Below are 25,880 nucleotides of genomic sequence, written 5' to 3'. Positions count from 1 at the left end.
GGGGTACGACGAACAAAACGTTCTTCCGTAAGGGCGATTGGGTGGAAATCCGCATGAAAGCACAGACGAAACGCGGCTGGGTGTGCGGTTTGCCTACCGAAACCACACCAAAGATCGGAGTACAGGACGCGGACGGCCGACGAATCGGCCAGTTTCGTCCCTACACTGTGCGGTTACTCGCCCGGTCTGGTGGGTTTTCCTGGAAGACAAGTGCAACGCTCCTCCCTACGGCTTAAGCCGAGGGATTCCGTGCCGCGTGTTCCTTGTTGAAGTGCGTCATTTGTTTTGGACGGACAACACGCATGCCGCCCTGCCCCGCTCTCCCTCTTCCTAACACGCAGCCCGATGGCTCCCCCATTGGGGTATCCTCTCCCCCGTTCTTCCTCGGAAGAACGGGGGTTTTTGTGTCCTACACGAAAGGCGGGGTGTGTTATGGGTCTAGTGCCGTCATCTTCTTCGCGGCGGTCTTCGCGACCCCGGGTGATCCCCTGGTCACGCTTGCGGGCGGCGATTCGCCGCAAACGGTGGCATCCGTGGCTACGATGGGGGGGCGAATACGGGTGGCCCCTCTTACTTGGGGTGGGCATCCTCGTGTTAATCGGATGGGCTTTGTGGGTGGCGGGGCATGAGGGATTCCGCCACACTCTCTCCCAAGTCGTCCTGGTTGGCCCTGACCGGGCACGTCCCTAATTCCGCCAGCAATGAGCAATGGTAAGGCAAAGGAGTGACAAGGTATGGTCAAAGGACCGACACCGCTTGTGGTTCCATCCCCGATGGATCGCGCGGTCATTATCGGGGTTCGGGCGGTCTGTGCGAACGCCGTTGGAAGTGGGGATACCCCCGACTCGGTACGATGTCTCCTGACGGATGCCCCGTGTGGAGTGTTACGGGGCATGGCGTGCGGGTGGTGGGATCAAGCCGTCTGGCCGGGCCTGACCCCGGAGGATCAGCGGCGGCTTCGGAGGCTCGCTCCGGATGCCGGGAGGCCACGGGAATGATCTCCCCTGGGCATCCCGCGTCGCGGTCCCCCATTCCTCCCCGCATCGCTAAAGTGGGTCTCCTGGCCGGGGGGTTGTTGGGATTAGGATGGCTCGGCACCGTGCTGACAACGCCCGCTCAGCCCCCAGGGGTCTTTGCGCAATACGGGGGTAACGCGGCCCACAATCCGATAGTGCCTGGCACTGTGGGCACCTGGCACACGTCCGTGGCGGGGCGTGGGGTGTTTGAGGCGGCCTACGATCCCGCCACGCAGCAAATTTTCGTCGATACCATGACAACGCACCGAGGCTGGCTATATGCGCTTAATGCGCAGACCGGGCACATCGAGTGGCGATGGCACGCTCCGAACCAACTCATGGCGACCCCGATTCTGAATTCGGCAGGCACCGTGGTCTATCTGGGGTGGGGCAATGGCACGATGAGCGATGTCTCCCCCCATAGCGTGGGCAATGCGTTTGAGGTGCGGGGCAGCGGGGCGTCCGGGGTGGCGGCCTTTAACGCTCGCACGGGCCACATCCTCTGGCACCACACGACCCAGGGGGCGGTCATGCCAACCCTGACGTATTATCATGGAGCGGTGTATGTGGGCACGGGGCATCGCTATTTCGATGGGTGGAATGCCACCACGGGGCAATCGATGGTGCATCAGTGGATTGCCGGATTTGACTCCATGAGTGCGACCCCCGTGACGGCATCAGGGATCGCCATCGTGCCCGCCATGGCCCCGGCTAGCATTTGGGGGATTGCTGTGCCCTCGGGTCATATCCAGTGGGTGACAGCCAATCCGGTCTGGACCGGGGGCATCACCGATACCAATCCCTTGATTCAAGGCCAGGTGGCGTGGCTGAGCACCCTGACGACTCCCCTCTCTCAGCCGTCCGTGCCCATTGGAGCCCGGGTCACAGTCACCGCCTTGGAAATCAACACCCGCACGGGGCGGGTGCTCCGACAGATCGCGTTGGGACAAGGACGCCGCCCGATTCATACCGAAACCGGAAATTACACGGCGGCAGATGGGCACCTCTACCTCACCTCGCCGGTCACAGATACTCTGTATGCTCTGAATCCAGCCACGGGCCGCGTGATGTGGGAGTTTCAACCCGGCACCCCGATCCGGGCGGGCGTGTTGGTGTGGCACGGGCATTGTTACGTGCCGACCGGACAGACCCTGTGGGTGCTCAATGCCCAAACGGGCACCATTCAAGGGCAGAAATCGTGGGGATCGTCCGTACAATTTGGCATTGATTCTCCCATTCTCGTGGGGCATCATCTGATTCTGGTGGTGCCGAGCCCGCACACGAGCGTTGTGGCGAGCGTGCCCCTGGCGGCCAATGGGTTACCCCCCGCATCCTCGTAGGGCGTGGCGATAAGCAGGAATTTTTTCCCGGTATCGCGAATTTAGGCACAGTTTTTCTCAACAAAAGGAGGCAGGATATGGTTCAGAAAACACAATGGCATCGCATAGCTCACACCGGACGACGTGTCCTCTTAACCCTCGCCAGCACCGGATTACTGGTGAGCATTACGGGGGCAGGACGCCCTCCGGCGGTCTCGAATTTGGTGGCGCATGGTCCGAATGGTCCGCAAAAACCCGGCACCACGTTAACCTACACCGCCACCGCCAATGGCAACGGAGGCACGGTGGAATATCAATGGTGGGAAGAGTTTCCGTCCGGATGGAAAATGGTGCAGAACTATTCCCCCAACAATACCTTTACCATTGCCGATGCCCCGGCCGGGTCCTATCCCGTCGTGGTGTATGCCTTGGACGCCAATCAAATTGCCGCCGGAGACTGGGCGCAGGCGCAGTATCAACAATTTATTGCCAATGTCGCCAGCACGGTGACGCTCCAGGGGCCGTTTACGCCATTACCAACCAAAACTCCGCAACCGTTGAGTGCCCCAGTCAATGCGGATGTCGTAACTCAACATTCCATTACATTTACGGCTCATGCCCAGAATCTGCTTAATCCAGTCTATCAATTTTGGTATGAAACTCCGAGTGGACATTGGGTGGGCACGAATTATTCCACGCAAAATACCTTTACGTTGACCCCAACGCAATCAGGTCTGTACCGGGTCGTTGTCTACGCTAAAGATCCCAGTGCACCGAATAACGCAACGTTCGCGGTTTGGAGTTCGACCCTCACCGGACAAGCCGTGGCACAAACGACGGGTAGTCCCGTGCCTCTGTCGCAATTGCCATCTTCCGTGGCGTCCGTAGCACCTCAGCCGGAAGTAAATGCTTTGCCACCCGCACCCTATGTGAATATTTATAGTGTGTCGCAGAATGGGCAGGAAATCAGCCCCACCAACCCCATGCAAGCGAATGTCCCGGTGATCATCAAAGCTAATCCGTTAACCGAAAACCTGAACAGCAATGAGATGTCGGCCGCGGTCTCGACGTCTAGCCTCGGAACATCCTATCCCCAAAAATCTGTGCTGTTCTGGGTCAAAGCCAGTCCGACCGCGCCATGGGCTTTGTTACCTGCCACGCTCGGCACGGATCAAGCGACGTGGTTGGCACCCCCAGGGTCGGAGTGGGCCATAGCGGCAACCGTTGTGTGGACAGCCCCCTTATCCCCGAACATTACCACGTCGACTCAACTCCTGACGGACTATACGGGTCCTATGGTGTTGGGGGGACAACAAATTGTTACGACATCGAGTTGGGATCGGACTCGCGCTGATTTGCAGGGATTCGTACCACGCGGATACCCGGTGAGTTCGATGCATCAAGGTCCTTTGCAATATCTGGTCTTAAAGCCCTATGGAGGACAATATGCCACTGAAGAAGTTTGGACAGATGGAATGCGCTATATCACGTCTGCCCAATCCGCTCGGGAGGTCTTCGGACATCTGGGACTTCCGGCATCGTCGGTGAGTGGAACATCCACGATTACGCAAGCGAATTCGTCGCTCTCCTCTACTATTGTTAATCAAGTTGTTGCCGTCGCTCAACAGGATCTTCAGACGTACCTCAATAATCCTCTCAAAGCGGCATGGCAATTACCCCCTGCTGTGAGTCAGGCGGATTTGGTGGCATTGATTGCAGACCAACACGCGACGCCTTTTGGCACGTGGCGCTACAGCGACGCCATAGCGATTCAGCCATCTGTGACCATCCCCACCACCGTCTCGCACTTATCGCAAACCGTCACAGCCCATGTGAGTGCGCAACAAAACGCCCAGGGATTGTGGACTATCACGGTGCCATTTCAAGTGAGCAGTCAAGGGGCACAATATGTCAATGGCAAGATCCAAGCCCCGAGTACATTCCCCACCATCCCTGGAGCGATCACCCTGCAACAGGTTCCCTTCGTGGGAGGCCCCAATGGAGTGGCGTGGACTGTCGATCAATTTGTCTATTAAGCTCGGTTTGCTCGTAAGAGCCGCTGCATTTTTCCCATCACAGGGGATGCAGCGGCTCTTTTTTGAGGCCACAAGGCAAAGGAGTGAATGATTCTGTGCGATGGTGGCAAATTCTGCTCGGAGTCGGATTGATGGGCATCGGTCTGGGCATCGGATGGAAAGTCGCGTCCTCAGGTTCAATCGCGCCCCGGGTGATTCGCCCGACACACGGGGGAACCTCGCCGTCTTCTGTTCCGGTGGTAATCACATCCGCGACTGCATGGAAGGCCCTACAGGTGCAAAACGCGAGGGTCTGGCAACATCAATGGGTGGTCATCCGCCGACATCTTCTTGGATTGCATGCGGCATCCCAAGGGATCATCTCTCCCTCCTTAGCAGGCTGGCCCCCGACCACACCTGATCCTCATGTCACCGCTTTGGGATTGCCCTCGACGATGCATCAGTGGGATGCCGCTATTGTGCACATCCCCGTAACGGTAGCTCCTCGGCTGCCTGTATCTGTATGGAATGCGGCATGGAATACGGCGGTCAAGGATCTCGCTATCGCATTGGGGCCCGATCCGGGGGCTATCATTAGTCAGACCGGTCCCGGCGAAGCATCGCACTTTACCGCGTGGGTGGATCATCGTTATGCGGTATGGGCTGCCCGAATTCCCCACCATATCTGGGTTACGCAACTCGACATTGGGTTAGGCACCATTCATCCCGCTGGACGACCTGCCGTGCGATGGGGAGTGTTTCGTCCCCCATCTACACTAAGCACCTCAACCATTCACGTTATTACGTTAACCCGGGTGCCGTTCGTAGCGAACGTGATTTTACAAGCCCGACATCATGGTGACACTACCACGGTGCGCTCCGGATGGATCGTCTTGGGATTGGTGCGAACACCTCACCAGTGGCACTGGATATTGGAGGGACTGCATCTTAACCCTGGTTCTTCGTTGCCCTCAACCCCATTGTCCTAATTTTGGTGTATTCCCGTCATCAGATTGCTGTCCAATTGCGTAACAACGCTCGAAAGGGGTGATAGTCCATGATTCAACGGTGGCGATGGAGCGCGCTCGGCATTCTGGGTTTGACAATTCTGGCGGGCGCGCTTCCATCTCCGGTATATGCGTGGAGTTGGTCAGGAGGGGGCTGGTCATCGGGAGGATGGAGTACCCCCACGACCTCCAGTAGCGGGGGGAGCACCGGCGGCTGGAGCGGGGGTTGGAGTGCAGGAGATTTAACGGGTTTTACGATTGGAGGCGTTACCATCCCCACGGCGTCCCTGTCAGGAGTATCCGTTGGAGGATGGACCTATACGGGAACGACCTCGTCAGGAACATCAGGAGGATTGGGGAATGCGACGGGAACCAGTTTGCCATCCGGGGCCATCGTCACGGGCAACAGCTTATACTCCAATGGTTATTCCGATCCGTTGACCCAAACCATTGGGTCAAGTACTCCAGGATTTCAGTCGATAGGCGGGGGGCAATATACCTACAACGCTTGTGCAGCGCAAACCGGAGGACTCAACGCCTTTGTGAACGGGCAATCTGTCTGTCTCCCCGCTGGGCAGGGATGCCCTCCAGGTGAAGCCCAAATTGACGGCGATGGGGTCTGTCAGGGCACCGGGAGCGATAATCCGGGCATTTACCCCCAATGGACCTTCTCGGCGTGCGTCAATGGCTATCAAACCGAATATACGCATAACGTGCAAACCAACGCCATCGAAAGCCAAAGCACCGTGCCGTGTGTGGCGAATCCGGTCTCCACGACCGGAACCAGCACATCGTCTGTGCCGACGACTGGCACCAGCGCACCAACGTATACGCCCCCGCCCTACACTCCACCGCCGGTGGTCACAACGAGCACCCAAACGGTGGTCGGCACTTTTACGTTTGCCGCGTGCATGCCGAACCCTGAAGAAACGACGTACAACGGGCAATCCATTCAACCTCCGCAAAACGATCAGTGGGTGACGGCAGGCAATGCGCCACCGAACACGTTATTGCCGGGTCCTGGGTGGGCGATTGATGTCGCCCCGCAAACGCTCGTCACCACGACATGCACGGGCACCGGAGCGAATCAATCCTGCGTGCAATCGTCCCAACCCGATGGGTCCGTCTATCAAGAAGCCTACGACCCGAACGATTGCCCTTATCCCGTGGTGCAGTTTTCGCCCAATCCGACGGTAGGACAAAAAGGCTAAGACCTGTTCAAGGTGCCCCAGGAATTCCCACCGGAATCTTGGGGCGTTCTTGTATTGCAACGGGTTATCCATCGCTCATCGGAGACCTATCCCACAAGTCCGTGGATGCCCCCGAATGCTCCGTGTGAACGGGATCGGGCATCGAGAATAAATAACAGAGTGGACAAAGGAGATCGCTATGATGCTCACCGTCCCCCGTATTACCCTCTGGATCCAACCGATTTGTGAAACCGTGAGTGGCCGAGTGATTGGCCACGAGTGGTTGACCCGCTGGGAACACACCGAATCCGCCGCCAGCCTCTGGCAATGGGCGGATCAGCACGACCAGATTGCCGAAGTGGAACGCCACATTCTCAGCACCCTCCACGACTGGCGACACGAACCCGAAGCCCCATCGGGGATATGGTTCATCAATTTGCATCCGCGTGGTATTGCGTCCCGGTGGGATCCATCCGATGATCAGAACTCGCCCCGATTTTGGAGTCATGCCTTGGCTCCGGTGGTTTGGGAACTGCTCGAACAGCCAGGCTGGTTGTCCCCAGTGGTCACCGCCCTAGCACAAGAAGCCTCCATCGCGCTCGATGATTGGGGTGATAGTGTGGAATCCACCACCCGGTTAGTGACGTGGCCGGTTCGATGGGTCAAATTGGATCGCGTGATCACCCGACAATTGGGACAACCGGAATTCGCGGCGTGGATCCGATGGATCCAGCACTTTGCATTTGCGGCTCCCGTCTCCTGGGTGGCCGAAGGGGTGGAAACGCCCGAGGAAGCGGAAGCGGCCCGCGTGGCTCGCATCCCCTTCGTGCAAGGATTTGGGATTGCACCCCCCCGCCCCTATCGCACCATTGCATGGTAAAATACGGATAGGATACAGAGAGGGGGTGGTGGCCCTGGTGCAGTTACGCCGCATCACGGAAGACCCCGCGTGGCGATACGCCGTCACGCAAGACCCGCCCTTTGGCCCTGGGGGAACCCTGGCCGATTGCAACGGGGGCGATGCCCTCGAAATCTGGGGATCAACGTGGGATGACTCCGAGGACTGGGTCGAATTTCGCGTCATGGCAGGGACGACCGTGATCCGCTCGTGGCGGTTTTCGGGCTTTTAAGGACAGATGGGGGTGGAACCATGGCGACAAAACCTGAATGGTACGTGTTTTGGCAACGCCTGTGGCGAGGGCCTGATCTCCCGCGATCAGATGCCCCCCCATCCCCCGAACCCGTGCAGCCAGGGGAATTTCCCCACCGGATGCCGCCCCCGGTGACGCCCGCTCCCCGCTCGGTCTCCGGGCCGGGAAGTCCCGAATGGACCATGGTGCTTCACACGGTTCGTCGGTGGCCTCCGGGCACCCCCGTGACCTCGGATTTGCTGGCTCGACGGTTTGGCGTGGGTCGGGGGCAAGCCTGGCGGTGGTTGGAACGCCTGGAACAGGCGGGCATTGTTCAAGCGCAATGGGGTCCTCCCGATCAGACCGGTCGGCGCCGCAAACGGCGCGTGGTCGTGTGAGGGTCTGTCTCGTTGGGCCAGGGATCGTTGTCCTGGCCTATTGGACATATCCGGGGGGTAACGTCGTATCCCATTGGAGTGGAATGTGCGCATTATGTTCTTGCAGGGCCGCAAAGTATTGGGCTTGCGCGATGGGATGGGCCGACCAATACGGATCAAATACCCATCCGCGCAAAATAAAAACCGCGTGATACACAAAGGGTCGCCAATGACCGCGTTCCCAGACCTCAAAAAACTGGGGATGGGTTCCCTGGGCATGCAGATACGCCATGTGTCCCGACGGCACCGCCCGCAAAAACACTTCCACGACTTCCGTGCAATCGAGCGACGGGTGTAAGGGATGGGCGGCAATGTCCGCGCACAGACGCATCGCCCGATCCCACTCGGCATCTAGGGACACGGGATGTCCTCCCCCACAATCTGCAAGGCTTCGCGCCGATAGGCCTGGGCTTCCGGAGAGGTGTCACGGGATCCCCATGGATGGGGCGGCAAGTGCCAAAACGCACTCAAAAATCCCCCAATGTGCTCATCCCACTCGAACTGGTTTTGGGCTTGCAGGATCCATTGGGCCAATGGATGTTGCCGTTCCTCAACGGTGAGGTGATCGGACCACCATTGGATACGCTCGGTGGGGCTCCACGTCGTACACAGATCAACGGCTAGGAGCTTTTTCGCGATGGATTGATCCAGAGTGACGTTCATGACGGACCTCCTGCGGGTAAGGGTAAAGGCCATGCCACGATTTTGTGGTTTTCGATGCGACTGGCCAAAAATCGTTGCACACGCTCAGTCGCCCAGCGATCCCACCACGTTTGCAATAACGTGATCGCATTATCGTCCGTAATGCCGAGTTGAGTCCGCAGAAAGTCCACAAACAGGGGACTGCGCCCCTGCAACGTATTATACTGAAACCACGCAGGATGTTCGCGGTCTTCAGGGCTCAACACAGCCAGGACACAATCACCTAAATACACCCGGTATTTTGTCCCATCCCACGAGGCTTCGTGGAGCATGTGAGCAATCCAGAGTTTTTGATAAATCGATTCATACGATGGATCCATGTCATGGGCCTCCTTTTTGCGGGTCATAACCGAGGACGGTCCGCATCGGACGGTGTCGGCCACACGACTCGCACACCATACGCCTCGAACAACCGTTCTAAATACCCATATCCGTGCAACGCTAACCGGTCGGGCGAGGACACCAACACGATCTGAAATTCGTGCGCTTGGGCTCCGCACAAGACCTCGTGGAGCACCGGACGGTTGTCATCGTCCCCATTTCCCTGTTCTTGAAACACACGGATCACATCATATCCGTGTTGCCCCGCGTAGTCAATGCACCGGATGAGTTGCTCCGCCAGATCGGGTTCGGTGGGTGCGGGAGTCACTCGGGCATAAATGACGCATCGGGCGGAAGACACGGGAGACAAAAGACGTTGCACTTCGGGCATCGCATAAAGGCGACGATTGGTGGGAGATCGCACGGCGTGAATTTTGCCTTGCCGTTCCCACCGGCGCAACGTTTGGGGACTCACTCCGAGTCGTTGCGCCGCTTGTCCAATTGTAAGCCATTGTGATGATTTCATGGTGGAATTATATCACAATTGATCAGATCTGATCAAGATTTCTCCCCACTCCCATCCCGTGGCGAGAAGTCCGGTTTCGCTCCGATGTCCTGGGGTTCCGCAGGGTCCGGGGAATTCCGTACTCCGGGCGAATTGTTGGCGTTGCGGAGAGTCGAACCCCCCGTGTTAGAAAGGAGATGCCGATCATGCGAAAATCTACGGAGTCAAGACAGGATCCGATTCTGCCACAGAACTTACTGCGTGCTGCGTCATCCCAGGGTATGACAACCCTCGTGCGATTTCTGAGCCATCCCCAATATTATGGGTCCCGCCCCACAGTCCTCTGCATCGAAAGCGTTGACGAACTCACGTAGCAAAATGACGGGAGCACAGGGATTCGCGGGTAAAAAAGTTCAAAAGAACTGTGTTTTGCTAACCTCAAACAACGAAAGGCGGGTGACCTACGTGTGGGAATGGGTTGCCACGGGCCTCTGGGGACTCTTCGCCATCACTCAGGCCATTTCTGATGCTCGATACCGCTTACTCCCCTTTCATCGCACCGGCGCCGCGATGCTGATCGGGATTCTCGCAGATTTCGGCCTGGGTGGATTAGGCTCCTGGTGGGGGCATGGGATCGCCGCCCTCGCCTTTGGGGCCGCGGGCGTGGGGTTGTGGGCATTGGGCGGTCTGGGGTTGGGGGACGCGGCCACCTTCGCCGCATTTGGAGCCGTGTTTGGTGGGGGACTAACCTTGCTGATTATCGCGGCCAGCTACGGGATCATGAGTGTCGTGGCGATGGGGTTGTGGATGACCCATCGCCCGACTCGCAATCTGCCACTCGGTATCCCCTTGTGGCTTCTGTCCTTGGGGGCGTGGGCCTGGATAATGACCCCACATTAGTGACCGTCCAGGGGCAATGAGACTGCAAAACCCCTGCAATACACCCCGTCAAGCCCTGGTCCCCTATGGGACGTTCCCCCTCCTATTTTGGGTGCCTCGTTCGCAACTTCGGAGCCATTCCCTCTGCTGTCTGCCCTGCCAATCCTCACCACGCCTCCGCGATTCGGGACGATAAAAGAGCATCATCTCGGGGTGACCGATAACGGAGGAACGGTGCGTTAATGCATAGGGGGCGGAATTGCCCCCGACAACGGGCCAATCAGCAAAAGTCCAATAAGAATCCCGAGAATGCGATGCCTAATGCGCCATGTCATTGCTTGCTCCCTCCTCTTCTTCCCATCGAAAAATGGCCAGGCTTTCAGCCAACGTCATATTCTGGAGAGTGGCCAGGCGTTGCGCTAAGGCACTTCGCCGTGGGGATCCCCATGCTTGAAAAAATACCGCGGTGGCTCGCCAAAAATCGCGAACCTCTTGTCCGAGGCCAGCACACTGCTCGGCTTTGCGCACCCACTCCTGCCCTTCCTCCCAGGCTCCCGTGGCTCCACACCAATACAACCGTTCCGTAATCCAGGACAGCGGGAGGGGAGAACGCAACGTCCTTAATTCGGAAAATATGTGATCAACGTCATTCCATTGGCCTCTCATGCGTGCGATCACTAAACGATTCTGCTGAACCGCTTGCTGTAATGCGAGATCGGCCAATGCGTCCGCCAGATGGGCGGCTCGATCCAACGCCTCCAGACAGTCCGTCGGCCGATCCTGACTCAATTGCGCTGTAGTCCAACCAATCTGTGCCCAGGCTTCTAAACTCGCCCAATGATGATCCGCGGCTTCATGCCGCACCCCGTCAAATAACCGGGCCGCTTCGCGACAGTCGCCGAGAAGCCATCGACATGATGCCCGGTTAATCATCATCTTTAATCCCTGTTCGGTTTGGATCCCCGATCGGGTTTGGGCCAACTGATAGAAGAGCTCGGCGGTCGACAATTGATCCAACTCTCGATGCGCATGACCCAAAATCGCAAATAACCGGTAAGCATCTTCACGGGACAAGTCCGATTGGCCATGAACAAGGAGCGGCACGCCCCATTGCACCACGGCCTTCCACTGCTGTTGCGCCCAGGCCGTTTGTACTTGGTGCCAGTGAATCAATGGAATCCACGTCACAAAGTGAAAGGTCGTCGCAATCCACAAGGCGTGATCCCACCATGATTGTGCGTCTGCCCAGTGTTCCCGTCTTTCTGCTTGTTCTCCGGCCTTCAAACAGTGCAAAAATTGCGCATGCGCCGTATCCATACCGTGGCCCCCAAAAAACACATCCGTCGCCACCTGTAAACGTTGAGCCAAGTACTGGACATGTTCAAATGACGGTAAGCGGCGTTCGTGTTCATAATGACTGATTAAGGTGCGGGACAATCCCGGTGCCACTAAATCGTGTTGGGTCAAATGCCGCTCTTCCCGCAACGTGCGTAAGATTTGACCAAATCCCATAGGAATCCTTCCTCACATGACGAAAACTGACGTGACATGTTGTCACTAGCATACCGATTTATCGTGCAGAATGCTGGCGACTTTCAAAAAATTCCCTCAGAAAGATCGTCCTTTCATTCAATTGCCAGCCAGAGCCCTCACTCTGTCACTCTAGACAAAATCGCATATCTCCCTCATGTGCCACATGAGATGGTTTTTAATCCACTGGAACAGGCGTGATAATGAGTCACATCGTTACCTTTTGCCCTGCGGCTTCCCAGCTTTCATAGTAAGAACTAGCACCTATCGAGTTCACCGTGCGATTACCAAATATCCTAAAGTTTGAAAGGTGGAAAGATCGTGAATTCTTTGATCGTCAAAACAATGGGGATACTGGCAGGAACTTGTATATTAAGCCCCTTCTCTCCTGGGCGTGTTGGCACCACTACTAACACAGGCCCGATGCCCTTTGCTGAAGGAAAAGTTATCGTTAACAGTGAACGCAGTTTATCCATTAACCAAGGGCTAACCTCTCCTTATAATGTCGTCTCGTCATCACCAGACCCTGCTCCCCGGTCTGGAGGACTCACTTCGACACAAATTGTGACGCAAGAACAAAAATGGATCGCTCAATATAATCATCTGCATCATGCCCAATTCGATTCGGTAACGGGAACGGCTCCGACAGCGGCCACTATCGCACGGCAAAATGCGTACATTGTTCAACTTAAGCAAGAATCTCAGACGCCCCAATTCCAACAGCAATTGACCCGCCAGTGGGAAGCGCAGCACCCATCGTCATCCTCAATAGTTATTAAGTCCAATGAAATTAACATTCCTGTTGGCGCCATCAATGTCACTACCACATATCAACCCAGTTCGACCATGCATATAGATGATGGGGGCACAAAATATGCCTCCGATTTGACTATTGCGTATACAATCGCCGACGATATTGCCACGTATTTTCTTTCGACAGTGGGTAATATCGTTCTGGATGTAGCCAATCTCCTAGGGATATCGTTGAATAGCTATGTTCCGATGTCTTCCGAACTCTGGCATACCTACCGTTATGGCTATAAGAATGTTTATGTATGGAATGGAGCAAGCTGGGTATTGTGTCTCACAACGGGCGATCGGCAATGGTTTAAGCATGCGACCATCTCGTATGTCCCTGACGGATCAAGCTATACCACGGGTACCACATATAATTGGTTGCCGCCGGCATATGGACCTATCCATACAGATTTTTCTTATCTTTGGAACAATTCTTCATTGATGGATCAAGAAGCCGAGTCAAATTTTCAGCGTGGCATTTATACGTACGTGCCCTGGTACAATAGTTAGAAAGAAAACCGTTAAGGAGACAGTGAGATTGGAAGAGCAATCGAAGAATATCATTTTTTGCTCCCGCTGCGGGGATGAGATTGTCTCAAAAAATGACCTCGTTACCATTTTGCAATGGCCGGGCCTCATTGTGCCCTACCATTCTCGCTGTTACGGGGAACGAGCACAAGGTGGCAATCCCGCGGGCGCACCGCTCAACAGTGATGCCATGATATGGCTTATCGCGATCATGACTCCATTAGGCCTTGCTGGTTTCGTGTTCTCATCGTTCGCTCCTATTTGGCTTGTCTTAGCCTTAATTATTCCCATTTTACGATTGTCGTCGTGGCTGTTAATCGAACGCAAGGTTTCACGCGAAACACACTAAATTATCGTAATATTTTGGAGATCCAACAGGATGGTCAATATCGAAATGTTGACTATTCCTTGATCAATACCGTTCAAGTCTGGGAGTGCAGAAATCGGGGAGCGAATCTATGACTCAAAGGCGTTTGTGGGGGATGGCAAGCGGAGGCATTGTCCTTGTAGGAGCTGGATGGTTTGGGGTATGGAAATTGAGCATTGCCCCTACAGCAACAGCGGCACCCCTCCCAATTAATCTGAATACGTATGTCCCTACGGATTTGGCCGCAAAGCCTGTTGCCCGTGTCAAGCGGACTCAAGGTGGCCACCTCACAAACCAGCGCGATTACGTCGGTCATGACCTATATTGATCATGTGTATCCGGCTGACGCGCGAACGATGCCCATTCGGGTGACCAGTACCCGTTTCATTCGTGCGAATTCGCTGGTTCCCCTCATTGGAACCCAATATCTGTGGTTAGTGGCCGTGTCAGGTATCCCGAATCAATGGTCGAATTCAGCGTCCTCTCCCTATAGTGATAGTTTGTTCATCGTGAGGGCCGAAACAGGAAAAGTTCTTGAACAAATCGTCACAGGTCCCCTAACGGGGCATCTAGGAAACTAACCAGGTGTCGTCCTTGTGAACGGTCCATGGGTCTGAGTGGCCAATGGCGTTTTATACCCCAATCCGCAGGGCGCAGACAATAACCGCGTACTCCGGATTTTTACCCCATCTGGCGTGCTCCCGAATAATTGCCCCATAAAAAATCCGGTCGGGGTGGCGGCCAACGGTTCCCATGCATGGGTAATGGCAGGAATGCCCTTTGGCGCATACATCCATTGTCAACCGCTCACGCAACCGCAACGGTCCTTGATTTTCGTGTAGGGGTCTCGGTTCCCGCTAACTACCCACCGCAACCATCTTTGGCTGCTCGCTGATCATGGACAGCTCGTCGCCGTGTCTGTCACCATGCATAAAGACTCTTATTCCAGAATGCCCCAGGCATAAAAGAAATGGTAATGTACCATAATCCTATCTATCCTTCTTGGCAGGGTTTAATGACAATCTCAGAATCTTAGGCTAAAGCACCCCATTGTTTGCCGTGGGTGTGAGGACGGTCTGTCAGTCGATTATCCCCCGATCACCATCACTAACCCCAAGACAATGAGGACTACCGCGGTGACCTGATGGGCGTGGTTTTCGAGCCAGGTTCCTTCCGCCACCTGATATCCTCCCCAAAGAGCTATGAGACTCAACCCGGCGATGGTGAGAATCGTTACCAAGGCAAACACGACGACGACGGCCACGGCGGTAGGACCATTCACGGCTAGTGCGCCGACAAACACGGGCAAAACGCTCACATCGGGCGACGCAGCAATTCCGGTGGAAATGAGCCAGGCGCTCCGCCTTGAAGAATGCGAGTGGGCTTGGTGTGTGGGGGCCTGATCGTAATGTGCGTCATGGTCATGGGTATGATGTCGTCGGCTATGTCCTCGCGTCCTAATTCCAAATGCCACACCAGTAACAACCAGCACCGCCCCGACAAGCGGGACGTCCCAACGCAGAATTCCTTTAACCCCATACCCCACCACTAACACCAAGCCGGCCAAAACAACCGTGCCTAGCACATGACCCACTCCCGTCCCCAGGGCGATGCGCAGAGTCCGCGTTCGGGACCATCGCTGTGCTCGTGCGACGAGAGCAATAGGCATCCAATGATCCGGCAAGACCGCGTGGATGAATGCCACAGTGCCCGCAGCGAGCAACAGAGCCCATGTCGTGGCCGATCCCATGTCTCCTGCCCCCTTTCCATCCCCGGTGCGTGGGGCCCCGACATTACCGGGCCGTCATCCCCTTTTCGCGTAATTTACGCCGAGCACGCTGCAATGCGTTATCGACCGTCTTTCGCGAGCGTCCCCAGCGTCGCGCGACGTCCTCATACGAGTATCCTGCCGCAATATCCCACACTACCCGCCACTCTAAGAGGGTGAGATCGTGAAGGGCCGCGTAAAGATCCGTTCGCATTTGATGGCGTTCGAGAACCTGTAAGGGATCGAGATCGGCCGCATTCCCCGCGAAGCCTACAGGGTGTCGACGATCCTCTGTCCAATCTGGCGCATCCCACCGCAGCAGGCGACCGTCCATGGAACGTTTCTGGCGATAGGCTTGCCGTACCATGTCATCCAGTCGTCGACGAATGACAAAACGCAGCCATGCTTCTAGCGGCACATGCCGCTCGGGTTCGTACTGCATTACCGCTTGCCACACCCCAATCCGCGCAATTTGCCACAAATCGTCCCGGTCTTGCACCCATGACGGGCCATAATAGGTCCGCAATAGAAGCCGCAAAAGCGGCTTAACCGCATCAAAAATCTGCTCCCACGCCGTCTCGTCCCCGGATTGGGCTCGCATCACCCAGTCCAACCACGGAGCGTCATCGAGATAAGAGCGTCTGGAGCGAAGATCGGACGACTGCACCCTATCTGGAAGTCCTAGGAATACATGATTCGTCATAGTTTTCCTCATTTCTTTTCGTGGACCAAAAACGCGGCCATCTTCCCACGCCGCGTATTGCGAAATGAACGCCCACGCACAGGACAGCATCCCATCAAATCTACCAGAGGCATAATCGACAAGTACATCGGCACATCTTCATGAGCGTATACCCGATTCACCGCATGATATCGTTCCCGCCCTAACGATTAGAGCATACCTTAAACGCCTTTACGGTCTATTCTCCCTATCGGGCGTCATCGTATCATCCCTGGCCGCCTGTCGCGATGGATTGCTCGGTCTCTCATCACGCTCGCATGGGGCCCATTTGTCTATTTCGCCCACTCGTGGGTCCACCTTTCGCTGATGAAAAGTGACGTTCGGCATAAACCCCTGGAACTCCTTTTTCCCGCATGACTTTTTTGTCGAAATTCAATGTCGAACACGTGCAACACCGGTCCTGAATGTTGGGGCCCATACGGGGGATCGGAATGCATAATCCGGCCCGTCGATCCGCATGCTAGAGAAAAAAGGAGGATCCCTTGCCATGATGATCGGGTTCGGGGCAGCGGCCGGGATTGCCGCCAGGCTCCATCTCACTTCGGCAGCCGTTGCGCCCATTATCCGCCAGGCGATGACACCCCATAAGGTAGTCGCGCTCACTTTCGATGACGGTCCGAGTCCCCGATGGACGCCCAAAGTCTTGGCCGTGTTGCACAAAGATCACGTGCACGCGACGTTCTTTATCATTGGCTCTCATGCGTTACGTCATCCTGCCCTTGTCCGCGATGAACAGCGAGCAGGGATGGACATAGAAAGTCATGGACACCAGCACCTCATTCTCCGTCATCGGACGGCGGCGGAGGTTCGTCAAGAAGTCGAGTATAACGCACACATCCTGAAATCCTTGGGCGTCCCTCATCCCACGTTGTACCGCCTGCCGGGCGGGGCAGCAGATCCTATCGCGTTGCAGGTGCTGGGGCAAATGGGCTATCGCGTCATTGGCTGGAGCATCGATCCCCGCGATTGGCAACATCGGTATAGCGCCGCCCAAATGGTTCATCGGATCGCAACCCAGATCCATCCCGGTGCCATAATCATCTTTCACGACGGGCCGAACGGTTCCCAAGCCACCGTGGATACCGTGGCTCAGATTATTCCGGCTCTCAAACGTGACGGGTACCGCTTCCTTACGGTCCCCCAACTGTTACAGGACGAAGCGCAAGCTCAACACCGCTCCCCGGGAACTCCGCACGCTAGCGTATTCCCATAGATTCCCAGACACGTCGGAGACCCTGTCGCCATACCCTGGTCAAAACAGCCAAGGGAGGCACGCAAGGTGTCCCGTCCAAATGCAACACGCTGTCCCCGCTGCCCCTCGGAGCAGTTGGTGGCAGCGGCCTGTCGCGGTGATTTGATCGCATGGTGGAAAACCTGGCATCAGTGGCGAAAGACCGCCCCGTCCGCCATACCCTGTGTCCGGTGTTCCCGACGAAACACTCATCCATCGTCAGAAGGTCCGTCATAAAAGGCGATCCGATACAAAACTTAGGAATTGCGCCAGACAACGATTACGCAAAAGGGGGTGGTGGCCTTCGAACCCATGGCAATTGAACGGGGTGTTTCCATGCCTAAAAAGAGCGGGGACATCCCTGACCCACATCACCAGACACGATCCTGGACCAAGGTGTTTGGCCTTGGGACCGTTGGGGGTTTTACCTATGACCACCATCCTAATAAGGTTTGCGAGCGCCTTTACATAGCACGATCCCTTTTGGCTTAAAACGGGAACACTAGATTACGTGTTTTTGGCGGATAATACAATCCAATCACCATGTATGTTTTAAACACATGTGCCTTAAGCGACGTCCCTACGAAGAAAGATAGATTGCATTTTGAATTGAGGGTGTTCAGTCTTTGGATAACTTTCTCAGAGGTTCTGGCGCGACGATAGAATTGATAAATTTTCCAGTCGATGATCGAGAGACGATGCCCCTGACACTCTGGAGAACATGCGAAATGAACATAAAACGTGTATGGTATGGGTTCTAGCGGTGACAATGCTTCCCCCCAAAAGCGCATCTGAGATAGTTGATATTTGTCCGGCCATTCGCCCTTTTCATGGTCATATGAAAAGCGGTCAATGACATAGGGGACAACCCACCCTAACGATCTCTCAGGATGCCGTTGACATTCTTCCAAGCGCGTCCACAGATCGCCAGCGGCTCGACGAGCTTGAGACGCTTTGTTCCATTCCGTTGGGGACAGGGTAACACGATAGGTGAAGACCGTCGTCTCTCGCACGGAGCACCCTCCCTTCTTGACGAACCGTTACGGTAATTAGCAGGAAACCCCGGATTGACCCCTACGGGGTCAGCGCCTGATATCTCCGCCCTGAAGGACGGAGTTTTTACGGTGCATTCCGATAAACCTGCTTCAACGTCATTGCCACACTCCTTTTCTTTACATCATACCTACCTTCACCAACGATCTACCGTTGTGAACCAAAATTCCTTTTCACATCTTGCCAGGTGCGATGGGCACAATGCGCGTGTTGGCACTGAAACCCCATCCGGTGCGTGGCGGGATCCCAAAAGACGGCGGTTTCGGAGACTCCGCTAAACCCCGAATGCTCAGACGCCCAAGGACACTCAATCCAGATGCGCCACCATCCCCCGTAGAGTTGGGGATCGGATCGCACGGTGATGCCCCAAGCCGCCAAGGTGGTGATAACGTGGTCCACCGTGACGAACCGGGGGGATGCCGACCGGCCTCCCGGGGTCAGCCGATGCGCTGGGGGTTTCTGGGGTTGAACCCATCCCAACACGCGCAAGGCTCGGTCACGGGTCAAGGGATGTTGGCGATCCGGTACAGCCAGTAAGCGGGCAGGCCACCAAGGACGGTCGGGCACGGGATCGCCCTTGCGGGGAGTCGTGCCATAAATTTTGCTAATGCGGCTGGCGTTAAAAACACTCTGATCCACGTCCACCTCGGCGTCGCTGAACCGGGCGGCGACCGCGTGCAGAATTTGTTGCACCATCGCCGTAGTGTCGGGCGTATTCGGCCAGTCGGCCAGAGGGTAAACGAGGTGCGCTCCGTTCCCCGAAATCCCTTGGGCGGGAGCAGGCCAATGCAAAGCCGTCAGTGCATCTCGAATGCTCGCGGCCCGAGCAAACGCGGCTTGTCGTTCGGATGCCGTGGCGTTGGTGTGAGGAGGGCGACGGGGATCGAGGTCAATCAACAACCACCGTCGCGTGGCGATATCTGTATCCCGGGCCGCGGGGCCTCCCCGGTGTAATCGGTTCCGGGGATACGACCAGGGAATATCCCGCCGCACGGGATTTAAGGTGGCATAGATTCCGGTCACTGCGGCATCCGCATCCGCTTGGGTAATGGCCTGACGAAACGCCCGACCATCGGTAAACCGCCCAATGGCAGGAGGCCCTTGGCGATAGAGGATGCGGACTTCCACATCCGTATCGGGCACCACCAGATACGCCCACCACCGGGCGATATCGTTCGGATCAGGTGTGGAATAAGCGGTGAAGCCATCCAGCACCGAGGATCACCCCCTCACTCATTCCCACCAGAACCATCCACTCTCCGAGGACGATCAGCACACGTCGCACAGCGGACCCCCAAACACGGTGCTTAATCGCCATGGAACAACACCTCTTCCCAGGATGCTCGCGAAGCCCGGCGAGGAGTGTGATCGATGAGCCAAGATGCTTCTCCTTTGGTAAGTCCTTCCACCAGTTCCTCCGGGGTGCCCAGGCGACGCAACCAGGCTTTTTGTTTCGCCGATGCGGGCGTGAGTTTCCAGAGGGCATCCCGCACGGCGGTCGAGACCTCATCCGGAGAGGTGCCAAACAAGTTGGCCCACTGGGTCGCTCGATTCTGGGTCCACGTCGCAAGGGCTTCGCGATGGCGGTCTAAGGCCCAGGACGCGGCCCATTTGGCCAGCTTGTCGGCTTCATCGGAAGGCCACCCGAAGTCTTGGAGACGTTGCCGTTGCGTCGGGGTGCTGGGGTCTTCGGGACGCACCATCCCAAACCGTGTGACACATTCGTGCAGAATGTCGGTCTTGAGTGGCAGATCTTCCATCACATCGGCCAAGCCATCCGCGACATCGCGCCAATCCACCGTGGGAGTCGTATCTTCGACCAGATCCGCAAAGAGATCCACCACGTCCTGGCTCTCGATGCGATGCGGAGCCACGCGGGTTAGCCAGGTTTCGGCCTGCGCGGTGACCCGAGCTTCCCGAGCCATGGCCTGACTGACGCGAGTGCCGGTGGCTAAATCCCGTCGCAGTCCGAGCAGGTGCTTGAGCGACACGATCTTATGCCTCCGGGTGGCGTCCACGATATCAATCAGGATCATGTGGTCTTTGCCCGGGGCCAGTCGGGTGCCCCGCCCCACCATTTGGGTAAAAAGAGCCAAACTTTTGGTCGGGCGGGCGAGGATCACGGTGTCAATCGACGGGTCATCAAACCCTTCGGTAAACAACATGGCGTTCACCAAGACGGAGATCGTGCCTTCCCGAAACCGTTGGAGCGTGCTCCGTCGGACATCCCCCGGAATGCTGCCATCGAGGGCTTCCGCCGTGATCCCTTGCTCCCGAAAACACTCAGCCAGGGCATACGCATGATCGACTCCCGATGCAAACACAAGGGCCTTGCTGCCCGGTGCGTGGGTTAGATAGGCTTCCACCACAATCGCATTGCGGGCGGACGTGTTCAGGGCCTGCTGCAATTGCCCCTCTACAAAGTCCCCGCCTCGGGTGGCCACCGTGTCTAAGTTGGCCGTGCCCGTAACCCGCACGGCTTGGATGTCTACCAACCAACGATCTTGGATAGCATCTCGAATGCCATACGCATACACAATGCGATCAAACACCGTCTGGAGCGAGGTCAGATCGGTCCGAAACGGCGTCGCTGTGATACCGAGGAGCAATTCCGGCTGTAAGTAGTCTAAGATTTGGCGATAACTGGGTGCGGGGGCGTGATGACAGTTATGGACAACGATTCCGTTGGCTGTATAGGTATGCCATTCTTCAACCTCCAGATTATAGACTGTACCATCTGGACACACCCGCTCAAATTGTTCATCACTGTGCGGTTCGAGCATCGTAACACAATCCACCCGTTCCCACTAAGCCATTGATTTTTCTTGAAATCGCGTTGCTGGGTTTTGATACTGTAGTGAGAGCCTCCATCGATTTCGATGGCGATTTTGTAAAAAGGATTGGCGATATCGATTTTGTAATGCGTGGGATAACCCGCCGTTCTCCCCATTTTGGTCGGGACAATGTATTCTGTCGGCCAGTTTAAGGCGTCTGCCAACAACAATTGTGGCACGGGGAGAGGGCATCCATTTCCTCCGCGAATTGGGGGTTTCCAGTTCATCGAACGTAAGGTGTGGCTGAGCTTGTCGCGAACTTGGGGCTTTTTCATAGGGTTGTTCTGTCGCATTCTCTCGGCGGCATATTTGTGATTCGTTCGTATCATGGTCTGTTTCGAATTCTGACGAATCCACGATGTCTTGCAAGTCGCTGAACAATACGCACGTCCTGTTGATCGAAATCGGCGAATAGCTTCGGCTTCCATCAACCTGGTTGTTTTCCCACACCAAATGCAGGGAGCTAAAATGCTTCGCTTTCTCTGGGCTATTTTGGCCGTGCATTTTCGACACAACTGTTGGGGAGTTTGCACCCATCGAACGATTCCGCATGAAGGGCATGGCATCAATTTCATGACAATTTCCTCCTATTACGAAAACCTGGTCGCTTTGTTGCAGTTCTTGGGCCTGGACCCATCCTCGCTGGGTCCAAAAAGGATGATTGGGAGTCACAAAAACAGATCGTGTGGGGGTTTTAAGGTGAACAAGACGATGCACGGGGCGACGAAAAACATGTGTCACACGTTTTAATGCAAACTCTCCGGTATTGGGATTAAAGGCCATCACTCGATCTCCTATACGGAGTGTCTCAATCGGTTTTCCATCAATAAGCGTGCCTGCCGGAAAGCATTCATCCACCACGATGGTTCCAAACCGATCTGGATGCCAGCGTTGGAGCCGTTTCAGGTGCAGCGACTGCACGCTGGCGACGACTACCGGAGCCTGCCATTGGTCCTCGGCCCCCTTCACCAGGCCCACGCCGGCATCGGGCCATACCATCCGAATCGTGTGGGCGGCTTGGCGGATCAGTTCGTCCCGGTGCGCCAAAAAGAGCGCGGTCTGCCCCCGACGGCGCAAAAGCTCGGCGGCCACGACGGTTTTTCCGGTGCCCGTCGGCAGAGAGACCACAGGACGATGAACCCCCTGCTCCATGCCCGCGGTGATGGCGTGAAGCGCGGCCTGCTGGTACGGTCGTAACTCCATGGTCTTTAGTCCTCCTCCTTCGTCACGGCATCGGCCAGAATCGCCCGCAAAAAGCGAGACCATGAATGACCCTGGCGCTGCCGATCTACCGCTAGATTCACCGTGTCGGGCAAATAGACCCATACGAGACATTTGTCTTCGGGGAATTTTTCGGGGGGCGTGGGGATGGAGGGGAGGGAACCCCGCGCCATGGCACGGGTAATCGCCATGCGGCACCAGGCACTGACCGACAGGCCATGCCTTTGGGCGTGGCGGTGAATGCGGTCGGCTAACGAACGCGGAACATAGACCGGATGCCGGATTACGGCCCCGCGCTGGGCCACATCCACGTCCCCTGGGGGGAACTGTGCCGTCACCCACCGAGGCATCGTGTCCGTGCGTTGGGGTTGGGGCTTCGTTACCATAAATCCATCGCTCCTTTTTGAATGTTGATGCGAATGGCAAGATGCAAATAGCAAGGCCCAAAAACACCCCGCCACGAGACTGGGCTCACCGAGAACGGTGAGCCCAGTCCCAGTTTGGTGCGGGGGTCGTGGTTTGACGAAAGATGCCCTGCGTTTTACGGGTCGGGACGGGGTGGTCCATGAGGGTGGCGATGGCGGCATCCGGAGCTGTGAGCGTCGAAGAATGGGGCGTTGTTTGCGCCACGTACTCGTTTTTAGGCATGGTGGTGGTTCGCTGGTCATAGAGCTGCGAGATCAGGATCGGCGCTTCCCATCGTCCCCGACCTTTCAGTTTCCAGATGGCGTCTTGCGCCATCATGCGTAGCTCGGCGATCAGTTTGGGCTTGCCCCGAGCGGCATTGATGGCCCGATCCAGCGCATCCAGAATCTGGTCTAGGGCTTCTTGGCGCACCGCGTTTTCCAAACTTTCTTTGTGGGCCCGGAGTGCCCGCTGGCGGGCGCGGCCACTCATGGACTCCCATGCGGTGTGCTGCACGAGGAATTGATAAATGCGCAATGGAGTGGGTGCTTTGCCGTGATGCACTCGAGGAGCCGCGGGTTCGTCTTCGGTCATGGCATCGTGCTCCAAAGCCCGCAAGAGTTCTTGGGGTCGCGGCAGGGCGTCGGCAAGCCATCGGACTTCGTCACGCGCCGCTTTAAGACCTAGCCGCAAGTTGACCAGGGTTACTCGGATCGATGCGCGAAGCTCTTTTTTAATTTGTCGGCGCTGTTGCGTCCGAGCCGCGGCCAGTTGATTACCCGAGGGTCGATGGCCCTGGGGCGTATTTTCGGATATCCGACTTTCGGATATCATTTGATCGTTCATATCTTTTTTTCTCCTTTCGTAGGAGCGGATGTGAACACACACACAATCAGTGGTAGGTCCGGCATCCGAGTGGCCGCTCGGATGCCGGATGTTGGTTAAAGGCTGGGGTCAGAAAGAGCCAGCATCGCCACATACTCGTGATACATGCGGGCTAACGGACCCTGTTGCAGGCGGTCTGCGAGATCTTGTTGGGCTGCGTCACTCAAGAGTTCCATTTCCTCTATCCGCAAAACCCCCCATTCCTCTTGCCCGCGTTTTTGGGCATCGATCGCGAGTTTCACATGGATTTGGCCGAGCTTGAGACGGCGCGCGGCGGCGCGGGTCACAAAGCGGGCCACGGATCGTAGCGACGTCGGAGGGGCTACCACGACGATGGGCAGGTACTCCCCGTCGCGTAAAAAGAGCAGTAGCCGCTTTTCCCGGCATGCTTTCCCTTTCCCTCCGTTGGGAGCGGACCGCCATTTGTTGAGCGGGCACGTGGCGCATTCGCGGATCTCCGTGGGTCCCGCGTCACCTGCGGCGGGGTCAAGCCGGTACAATCCATGTTGCGGGTCGGTCAATTCGCAAACCGTGAGCTGATCCTCGGGATTTTTTTCATCGGGCACGGCGAACCACCGGGAAGGCCGGATGGCGAGAATCACGCCCGTCATGGTTTGGACGGCTTCCGCTTCGCTTTCAAAGCTACGAACCTTTACCCGAAACCGTTCGGGGATCAAGTCCGCCTCCGGATAATCCCGGACAACGGGATAATCCGGAACGGTTGGGGGGGTGTTGGTGGAGGGTGCTAATGCCAATGGAATCATCCTTTCGTGTGTTTCGTTGTATTGTGGAACCGTGAATGGTGGTTGTTGAAAATCCCCCGTCCGGGGGCCATCCCCGCTCAAATCGATTGAGCGGAGACGGTCTCAGGACGCGGAAAGTCGAAGGCATCGCTACACGCCGACACAAACGGGCATCCCCCGCAGCCGTAGGCATTATAGGGATTCGGGATAATGTGATCAGGGTTCATCGCCAGGTCTTGAGCCCATGCCAGTTGGCGCCGCACCCGGTCGATGGCGGATTGAGTCACCGGAACCGCTACCGTGACGGCTTGGGGCGTTTTCGTCCGAATCAAATAATCGAGCATAAACGGAGCGGTTTTCCCAGTGGTCTGTCTCCATCCTTCGACGTACAGAGGGGCCTGTAGTGATTTTCGGATCACATCCATCGGGTTGGGCGTGCGTTTGGTGGTCTTGAGGTCGCGGATTTGACCCATTTGATCCACCACGTCGATCACGCACGTCACGGGGAGCCCGTCGATATCCGCTTCTAGGCGTTGCTCGACGGCCTGGGGCGTGCCGATCTGAGGCAGGATTGTACTTTCCCACACATCCACCAACGGGAGCCACGTTTCCGGATCGGTCTCAATGGCCTCATCCGCCGCCGCCGCCGCCGCGTCATCGGGGGCCATCCCGAGCAACCGCGTCTCGGCATATTTGTGCATGGCCTTGCCGATCTGGGCATCGGGTCGAAGTGGATAGTCAAAATCTTCGGGCAATTCCCACACTCCGGCGCTCCACGCGCCCCGAGCGGGACACTGGAGCCACTCTGCGAGCCGCACCGGAGACCAATTGCCGCAGGGCAAGGGGCCTTCGGGTATCGCGTCTTCCAGGATTGCGTCCAGCGGTGACGTTGCTGGTGAATGTACGGAATTTAAGCGAGAAAGTGCTTTTTCGTTGTCACAGGATAAACGGTTGGGGGTCATTGGACAACGGTCTCCTTTTCAGGGATTTTCGGATTGGCACACTCCGGAGGTAAGAGGTCGGTCAACGACACATTCAACGCCACCGCGAGCTTTTGCAGCACCGCGATACTCCCGCGTCGCTTGCCACGCTCGATTTGCGCGATGTGGCTTTGCGTGACTCCAATGCATTCCGCCAGTTGGGTCTGCGTCATGCGACGCCGGCGGCGGATTTCCCTTAAGGGACTCATCAGCGGTGCTCCTTCCTTACAGTCGTTTTGTCATCCTTGCCATTATTATATGACTTTTTGTCATA

At 56.5% G+C, this 25,880-nt stretch carries 32 protein-coding genes and 1 pseudogene; 15 read left to right on the top strand and 18 right to left on the bottom strand.

The features are described from left to right. Positions 1-53 precede the first annotated feature (53 nt). The 10 genes from AOA63_RS20145 (at position 54) to AOA63_RS02935 (ending at position 8,075) form a co-directional block, all read left to right on the top strand. The gene (locus AOA63_RS20145; protein WP_242848387.1) at positions 54-236 is read left to right on the top strand and encodes a hypothetical protein; all 183 of its coding nucleotides are present in this window, start codon (positions 54-56) and stop codon (positions 234-236) included. A 196-nt stretch (positions 237-432) separates the two neighbouring features. Next, positions 433-690 carry a hypothetical protein gene (locus AOA63_RS02975; RefSeq protein ID WP_053958323.1) on the top strand — a complete coding sequence of 86 codons (258 nt, stop codon included), beginning with the start codon at positions 433-435 and terminating at the stop codon, positions 688-690. A gap of 44 nt (positions 691-734) precedes the next feature. After that, a complete protein-coding gene (locus AOA63_RS19640; RefSeq protein ID WP_053958322.1) occupies positions 735-998 on the top strand; it encodes a hypothetical protein in 264 nt (87 codons plus the stop codon). Further along, the gene (locus AOA63_RS02965; RefSeq protein WP_053958321.1) at positions 995-2,356 is read left to right on the top strand and encodes a PQQ-binding-like beta-propeller repeat protein; all 1,362 of its coding nucleotides are present in this window, start codon (positions 995-997) and stop codon (positions 2,354-2,356) included. Before AOA63_RS19640 ends, AOA63_RS02965 begins: the two co-directional genes overlap by 4 nt. A gap of 77 nt (positions 2,357-2,433) precedes the next feature. After that, the gene (locus AOA63_RS02960) at positions 2,434-4,371 is read left to right on the top strand and encodes a hypothetical protein (RefSeq protein WP_053958320.1); all 1,938 of its coding nucleotides are present in this window, start codon (positions 2,434-2,436) and stop codon (positions 4,369-4,371) included. Between the two features lie 95 nt (positions 4,372-4,466). Then, positions 4,467-5,339: a hypothetical protein gene (locus tag AOA63_RS02955; protein ID WP_053958319.1), complete on the top strand. Its 873-nt coding sequence runs from the start codon at positions 4,467-4,469 to the stop codon at positions 5,337-5,339. A gap of 68 nt (positions 5,340-5,407) precedes the next feature. After that, complete coding sequence (locus AOA63_RS02950; protein ID WP_053958318.1) at positions 5,408-6,568, top strand: hypothetical protein; 1,161 nt, start codon at positions 5,408-5,410, stop codon at positions 6,566-6,568. A gap of 178 nt (positions 6,569-6,746) precedes the next feature. Further along, the gene (locus tag AOA63_RS02945; RefSeq protein ID WP_082343712.1) at positions 6,747-7,427 is read left to right on the top strand and encodes an EAL domain-containing protein; all 681 of its coding nucleotides are present in this window, start codon (positions 6,747-6,749) and stop codon (positions 7,425-7,427) included. A gap of 28 nt (positions 7,428-7,455) precedes the next feature. Continuing rightward, positions 7,456-7,677 (top strand): hypothetical protein, encoded by a 222-nt coding sequence (locus AOA63_RS02940; RefSeq protein WP_139061480.1) that lies wholly within the window; start codon positions 7,456-7,458, stop codon positions 7,675-7,677. Between the two features lie 20 nt (positions 7,678-7,697). After that, positions 7,698-8,075, top strand: coding sequence for a MarR family transcriptional regulator (locus AOA63_RS02935; protein ID WP_053958315.1), 378 nt, complete (start codon positions 7,698-7,700; stop codon positions 8,073-8,075). A gap of 37 nt (positions 8,076-8,112) precedes the next feature. On the opposite strand, the gene AOA63_RS02930 is transcribed toward AOA63_RS02935, so the two are convergent. From AOA63_RS02930 to AOA63_RS02915, 4 genes are read right to left on the bottom strand one after another with little or no spacing between them, the layout of a single operon-like run. Next, positions 8,113-8,475: a hypothetical protein gene (locus tag AOA63_RS02930; protein ID WP_053958314.1), complete on the bottom strand. Its 363-nt coding sequence runs from the start codon at positions 8,473-8,475 to the stop codon at positions 8,113-8,115. After that, positions 8,466-8,777, bottom strand: a complete 312-nt coding sequence (locus AOA63_RS02925) for a hypothetical protein (protein WP_053958313.1) — start codon at positions 8,775-8,777, stop codon at positions 8,466-8,468. The genes AOA63_RS02930 and AOA63_RS02925 overlap by 10 nt, the downstream gene beginning before the upstream one ends. Further along, positions 8,774-9,136, bottom strand: a complete 363-nt coding sequence (locus AOA63_RS02920; RefSeq protein WP_053958312.1) for a hypothetical protein — start codon at positions 9,134-9,136, stop codon at positions 8,774-8,776. Before AOA63_RS02920 ends, AOA63_RS02925 begins: the two co-directional genes overlap by 4 nt. 23 nt (positions 9,137-9,159) lie before the next feature. Then, complete coding sequence (locus AOA63_RS02915) at positions 9,160-9,663, bottom strand: MerR family DNA-binding transcriptional regulator (protein ID WP_053958311.1); 504 nt, start codon at positions 9,661-9,663, stop codon at positions 9,160-9,162. A gap of 444 nt (positions 9,664-10,107) precedes the next feature. Here AOA63_RS02915 and AOA63_RS02910 point away from each other — a divergent pair, with 444 nt between their 5' ends. Then, complete coding sequence (locus tag AOA63_RS02910; protein WP_053958310.1) at positions 10,108-10,542, top strand: prepilin peptidase; 435 nt, start codon at positions 10,108-10,110, stop codon at positions 10,540-10,542. Between the two features lie 297 nt (positions 10,543-10,839). Here AOA63_RS02910 and AOA63_RS02905 read toward each other — a convergent pair whose 3' ends face one another. Next, the gene (locus AOA63_RS02905; protein ID WP_053958309.1) at positions 10,840-12,033 is read right to left on the bottom strand and encodes a helix-turn-helix domain-containing protein; all 1,194 of its coding nucleotides are present in this window, start codon (positions 12,031-12,033) and stop codon (positions 10,840-10,842) included. 339 nt (positions 12,034-12,372) lie between these two features. Here AOA63_RS02905 and AOA63_RS02900 point away from each other — a divergent pair, with 339 nt between their 5' ends. The 3 genes from AOA63_RS02900 to AOA63_RS02885 all read left to right on the top strand — a co-directional run bounded on the left by AOA63_RS02900 (position 12,373) and on the right by AOA63_RS02885 (position 14,325). After that, complete coding sequence (locus AOA63_RS02900; RefSeq protein WP_053958308.1) at positions 12,373-13,359, top strand: hypothetical protein; 987 nt, start codon at positions 12,373-12,375, stop codon at positions 13,357-13,359. 109 nt (positions 13,360-13,468) lie between these two features. After that, the gene (locus AOA63_RS02895; protein ID WP_139061479.1) at positions 13,469-13,726 is read left to right on the top strand and encodes a hypothetical protein; all 258 of its coding nucleotides are present in this window, start codon (positions 13,469-13,471) and stop codon (positions 13,724-13,726) included. Between the two features lie 278 nt (positions 13,727-14,004). Then, complete coding sequence (locus AOA63_RS02885) at positions 14,005-14,325, top strand: hypothetical protein (protein WP_206742804.1); 321 nt, start codon at positions 14,005-14,007, stop codon at positions 14,323-14,325. On the opposite strand, the gene AOA63_RS02880 is transcribed toward AOA63_RS02885, so the two are convergent. From AOA63_RS02880 to AOA63_RS02870, 3 genes are all read right to left on the bottom strand, one after another. Beyond that, a complete protein-coding gene (locus AOA63_RS02880) occupies positions 14,322-14,537 on the bottom strand; it encodes a hypothetical protein (RefSeq protein ID WP_053958304.1) in 216 nt (71 codons plus the stop codon). The genes AOA63_RS02885 and AOA63_RS02880 overlap by 4 nt on opposite strands. A 294-nt stretch (positions 14,538-14,831) precedes the next feature. Next, positions 14,832-15,494 (bottom strand): hypothetical protein, encoded by a 663-nt coding sequence (locus AOA63_RS02875; RefSeq protein WP_053958303.1) that lies wholly within the window; start codon positions 15,492-15,494, stop codon positions 14,832-14,834. Between the two features lie 43 nt (positions 15,495-15,537). Then, on the bottom strand, positions 15,538-16,215 hold the full coding sequence (locus AOA63_RS02870) for a sigma-70 family RNA polymerase sigma factor (RefSeq protein WP_053958302.1): 678 nt from the start codon (positions 16,213-16,215) through the stop codon (positions 15,538-15,540). 526 nt (positions 16,216-16,741) lie between these two features. On the opposite strand from AOA63_RS02870, the gene AOA63_RS02865 reads away from it, so the two are divergent. Next, entirely contained in the window at positions 16,742-17,467 is a 726-nt protein-coding gene (locus AOA63_RS02865) for a polysaccharide deacetylase family protein (protein ID WP_053958301.1), read from the top strand. 506 nt (positions 17,468-17,973) lie between these two features. Here AOA63_RS02865 and AOA63_RS02855 read toward each other — a convergent pair. From AOA63_RS02855 to AOA63_RS02815, 10 genes and pseudogenes are all read right to left on the bottom strand, one after another. Next, entirely contained in the window at positions 17,974-18,498 is a 525-nt protein-coding gene (locus AOA63_RS02855) for a hypothetical protein (protein ID WP_053958299.1), read from the bottom strand. A gap of 187 nt (positions 18,499-18,685) precedes the next feature. Continuing rightward, positions 18,686-19,753, bottom strand: coding sequence for a hypothetical protein (locus AOA63_RS02850; protein WP_053958298.1), 1,068 nt, complete (start codon positions 19,751-19,753; stop codon positions 18,686-18,688). A 92-nt stretch (positions 19,754-19,845) separates the two neighbouring features. Further along, a pseudogene (locus AOA63_RS02845) lies at positions 19,846-21,261 on the bottom strand (helicase-related protein); the annotation flags it as partial. Next, positions 21,165-21,413: a DUF559 domain-containing protein gene (locus AOA63_RS20535; RefSeq protein WP_431607699.1), complete on the bottom strand. Its 249-nt coding sequence runs from the start codon at positions 21,411-21,413 to the stop codon at positions 21,165-21,167. The gene AOA63_RS20535 and the pseudogene AOA63_RS02845, both read right to left, overlap by 97 nt. Beyond that, entirely contained in the window at positions 21,346-22,575 is a 1,230-nt protein-coding gene (locus AOA63_RS02840; RefSeq protein ID WP_053958296.1) for a DEAD/DEAH box helicase, read from the bottom strand. The genes AOA63_RS20535 and AOA63_RS02840 overlap by 68 nt, the downstream gene beginning before the upstream one ends. A gap of 5 nt (positions 22,576-22,580) precedes the next feature. Next, a complete protein-coding gene (locus AOA63_RS19960) occupies positions 22,581-22,979 on the bottom strand; it encodes a hypothetical protein (RefSeq protein ID WP_053958295.1) in 399 nt (132 codons plus the stop codon). A gap of 85 nt (positions 22,980-23,064) precedes the next feature. Further along, complete coding sequence (locus tag AOA63_RS02830; RefSeq protein WP_053958294.1) at positions 23,065-23,844, bottom strand: hypothetical protein; 780 nt, start codon at positions 23,842-23,844, stop codon at positions 23,065-23,067. A 95-nt stretch (positions 23,845-23,939) separates the two neighbouring features. Further along, positions 23,940-24,647: a hypothetical protein gene (locus AOA63_RS02825; protein ID WP_053960595.1), complete on the bottom strand. Its 708-nt coding sequence runs from the start codon at positions 24,645-24,647 to the stop codon at positions 23,940-23,942. 77 nt (positions 24,648-24,724) lie between these two features. Next, a complete protein-coding gene (locus AOA63_RS02820) occupies positions 24,725-25,588 on the bottom strand; it encodes a PD-(D/E)XK nuclease family protein (protein ID WP_082343709.1) in 864 nt (287 codons plus the stop codon). Next, positions 25,585-25,815 (bottom strand): helix-turn-helix transcriptional regulator, encoded by a 231-nt coding sequence (locus AOA63_RS02815; protein WP_053958293.1) that lies wholly within the window; start codon positions 25,813-25,815, stop codon positions 25,585-25,587. Before AOA63_RS02815 ends, AOA63_RS02820 begins: the two co-directional genes overlap by 4 nt. Positions 25,816-25,880: the final 65 nt, after the last annotated feature.

The sequence above is a fragment of the Sulfobacillus thermosulfidooxidans genome (genome assembly GCF_001280565.1).
Classification (GTDB): domain Bacteria; phylum Bacillota; class Sulfobacillia; order Sulfobacillales; family Sulfobacillaceae; genus Sulfobacillus; species Sulfobacillus thermosulfidooxidans_A.
This window is presented reverse-complemented; position numbering and strand designations above follow the sequence as displayed.

Excerpts from the sequence above, each read along its gene's own strand:
- AOA63_RS02820 (WP_082343709.1), bottom strand. The coding sequence starts at position 25,588 with ATGACCCCCAACCGTTTATCCTGTGACAACGAAAAAGCACTTTCTCGC.
- AOA63_RS02830 (WP_053958294.1), bottom strand. The coding sequence starts at position 23,844 with ATGAACGATCAAATGATATCCGAAAGTCGGATATCCGAAAATACGCCC.
- AOA63_RS02870 (WP_053958302.1), bottom strand. The coding sequence starts at position 16,215 with ATGACGAATCATGTATTCCTAGGACTTCCAGATAGGGTGCAGTCGTCC.
- AOA63_RS02915 (WP_053958311.1), bottom strand. The coding sequence starts at position 9,663 with ATGAAATCATCACAATGGCTTACAATTGGACAAGCGGCGCAACGACTC.
- AOA63_RS02825 (WP_053960595.1), bottom strand. The coding sequence starts at position 24,647 with ATGATTCCATTGGCATTAGCACCCTCCACCAACACCCCCCCAACCGTT.
- AOA63_RS02905 (WP_053958309.1), bottom strand. The coding sequence starts at position 12,033 with ATGGGATTTGGTCAAATCTTACGCACGTTGCGGGAAGAGCGGCATTTG.
- AOA63_RS20145 (WP_242848387.1), top strand. The coding sequence starts at position 54 with ATGAAAGCACAGACGAAACGCGGCTGGGTGTGCGGTTTGCCTACCGAA.
- AOA63_RS02875 (WP_053958303.1), bottom strand. The coding sequence starts at position 15,494 with ATGGGATCGGCCACGACATGGGCTCTGTTGCTCGCTGCGGGCACTGTG.
- AOA63_RS19640 (WP_053958322.1), top strand. The coding sequence starts at position 735 with ATGGTCAAAGGACCGACACCGCTTGTGGTTCCATCCCCGATGGATCGC.
- AOA63_RS02975 (WP_053958323.1), top strand. The coding sequence starts at position 433 with ATGGGTCTAGTGCCGTCATCTTCTTCGCGGCGGTCTTCGCGACCCCGG.
- AOA63_RS02950 (WP_053958318.1), top strand. The coding sequence starts at position 5,408 with ATGATTCAACGGTGGCGATGGAGCGCGCTCGGCATTCTGGGTTTGACA.
- AOA63_RS02840 (WP_053958296.1), bottom strand. The coding sequence starts at position 22,575 with ATGGAGTTACGACCGTACCAGCAGGCCGCGCTTCACGCCATCACCGCG.
- AOA63_RS02945 (WP_082343712.1), top strand. The coding sequence starts at position 6,747 with ATGATGCTCACCGTCCCCCGTATTACCCTCTGGATCCAACCGATTTGT.
- AOA63_RS02960 (WP_053958320.1), top strand. The coding sequence starts at position 2,434 with ATGGTTCAGAAAACACAATGGCATCGCATAGCTCACACCGGACGACGT.
- AOA63_RS02880 (WP_053958304.1), bottom strand. The coding sequence starts at position 14,537 with ATGTATGCGCCAAAGGGCATTCCTGCCATTACCCATGCATGGGAACCG.
- AOA63_RS19960 (WP_053958295.1), bottom strand. The coding sequence starts at position 22,979 with ATGGTAACGAAGCCCCAACCCCAACGCACGGACACGATGCCTCGGTGG.
- AOA63_RS02965 (WP_053958321.1), top strand. The coding sequence starts at position 995 with ATGATCTCCCCTGGGCATCCCGCGTCGCGGTCCCCCATTCCTCCCCGC.
- AOA63_RS02865 (WP_053958301.1), top strand. The coding sequence starts at position 16,742 with ATGATGATCGGGTTCGGGGCAGCGGCCGGGATTGCCGCCAGGCTCCAT.
- AOA63_RS02935 (WP_053958315.1), top strand. The coding sequence starts at position 7,698 with ATGGCGACAAAACCTGAATGGTACGTGTTTTGGCAACGCCTGTGGCGA.
- AOA63_RS02925 (WP_053958313.1), bottom strand. The coding sequence starts at position 8,777 with ATGAACGTCACTCTGGATCAATCCATCGCGAAAAAGCTCCTAGCCGTT.
- AOA63_RS02815 (WP_053958293.1), bottom strand. The coding sequence starts at position 25,815 with ATGAGTCCCTTAAGGGAAATCCGCCGCCGGCGTCGCATGACGCAGACC.
- AOA63_RS02920 (WP_053958312.1), bottom strand. The coding sequence starts at position 9,136 with ATGGATCCATCGTATGAATCGATTTATCAAAAACTCTGGATTGCTCAC.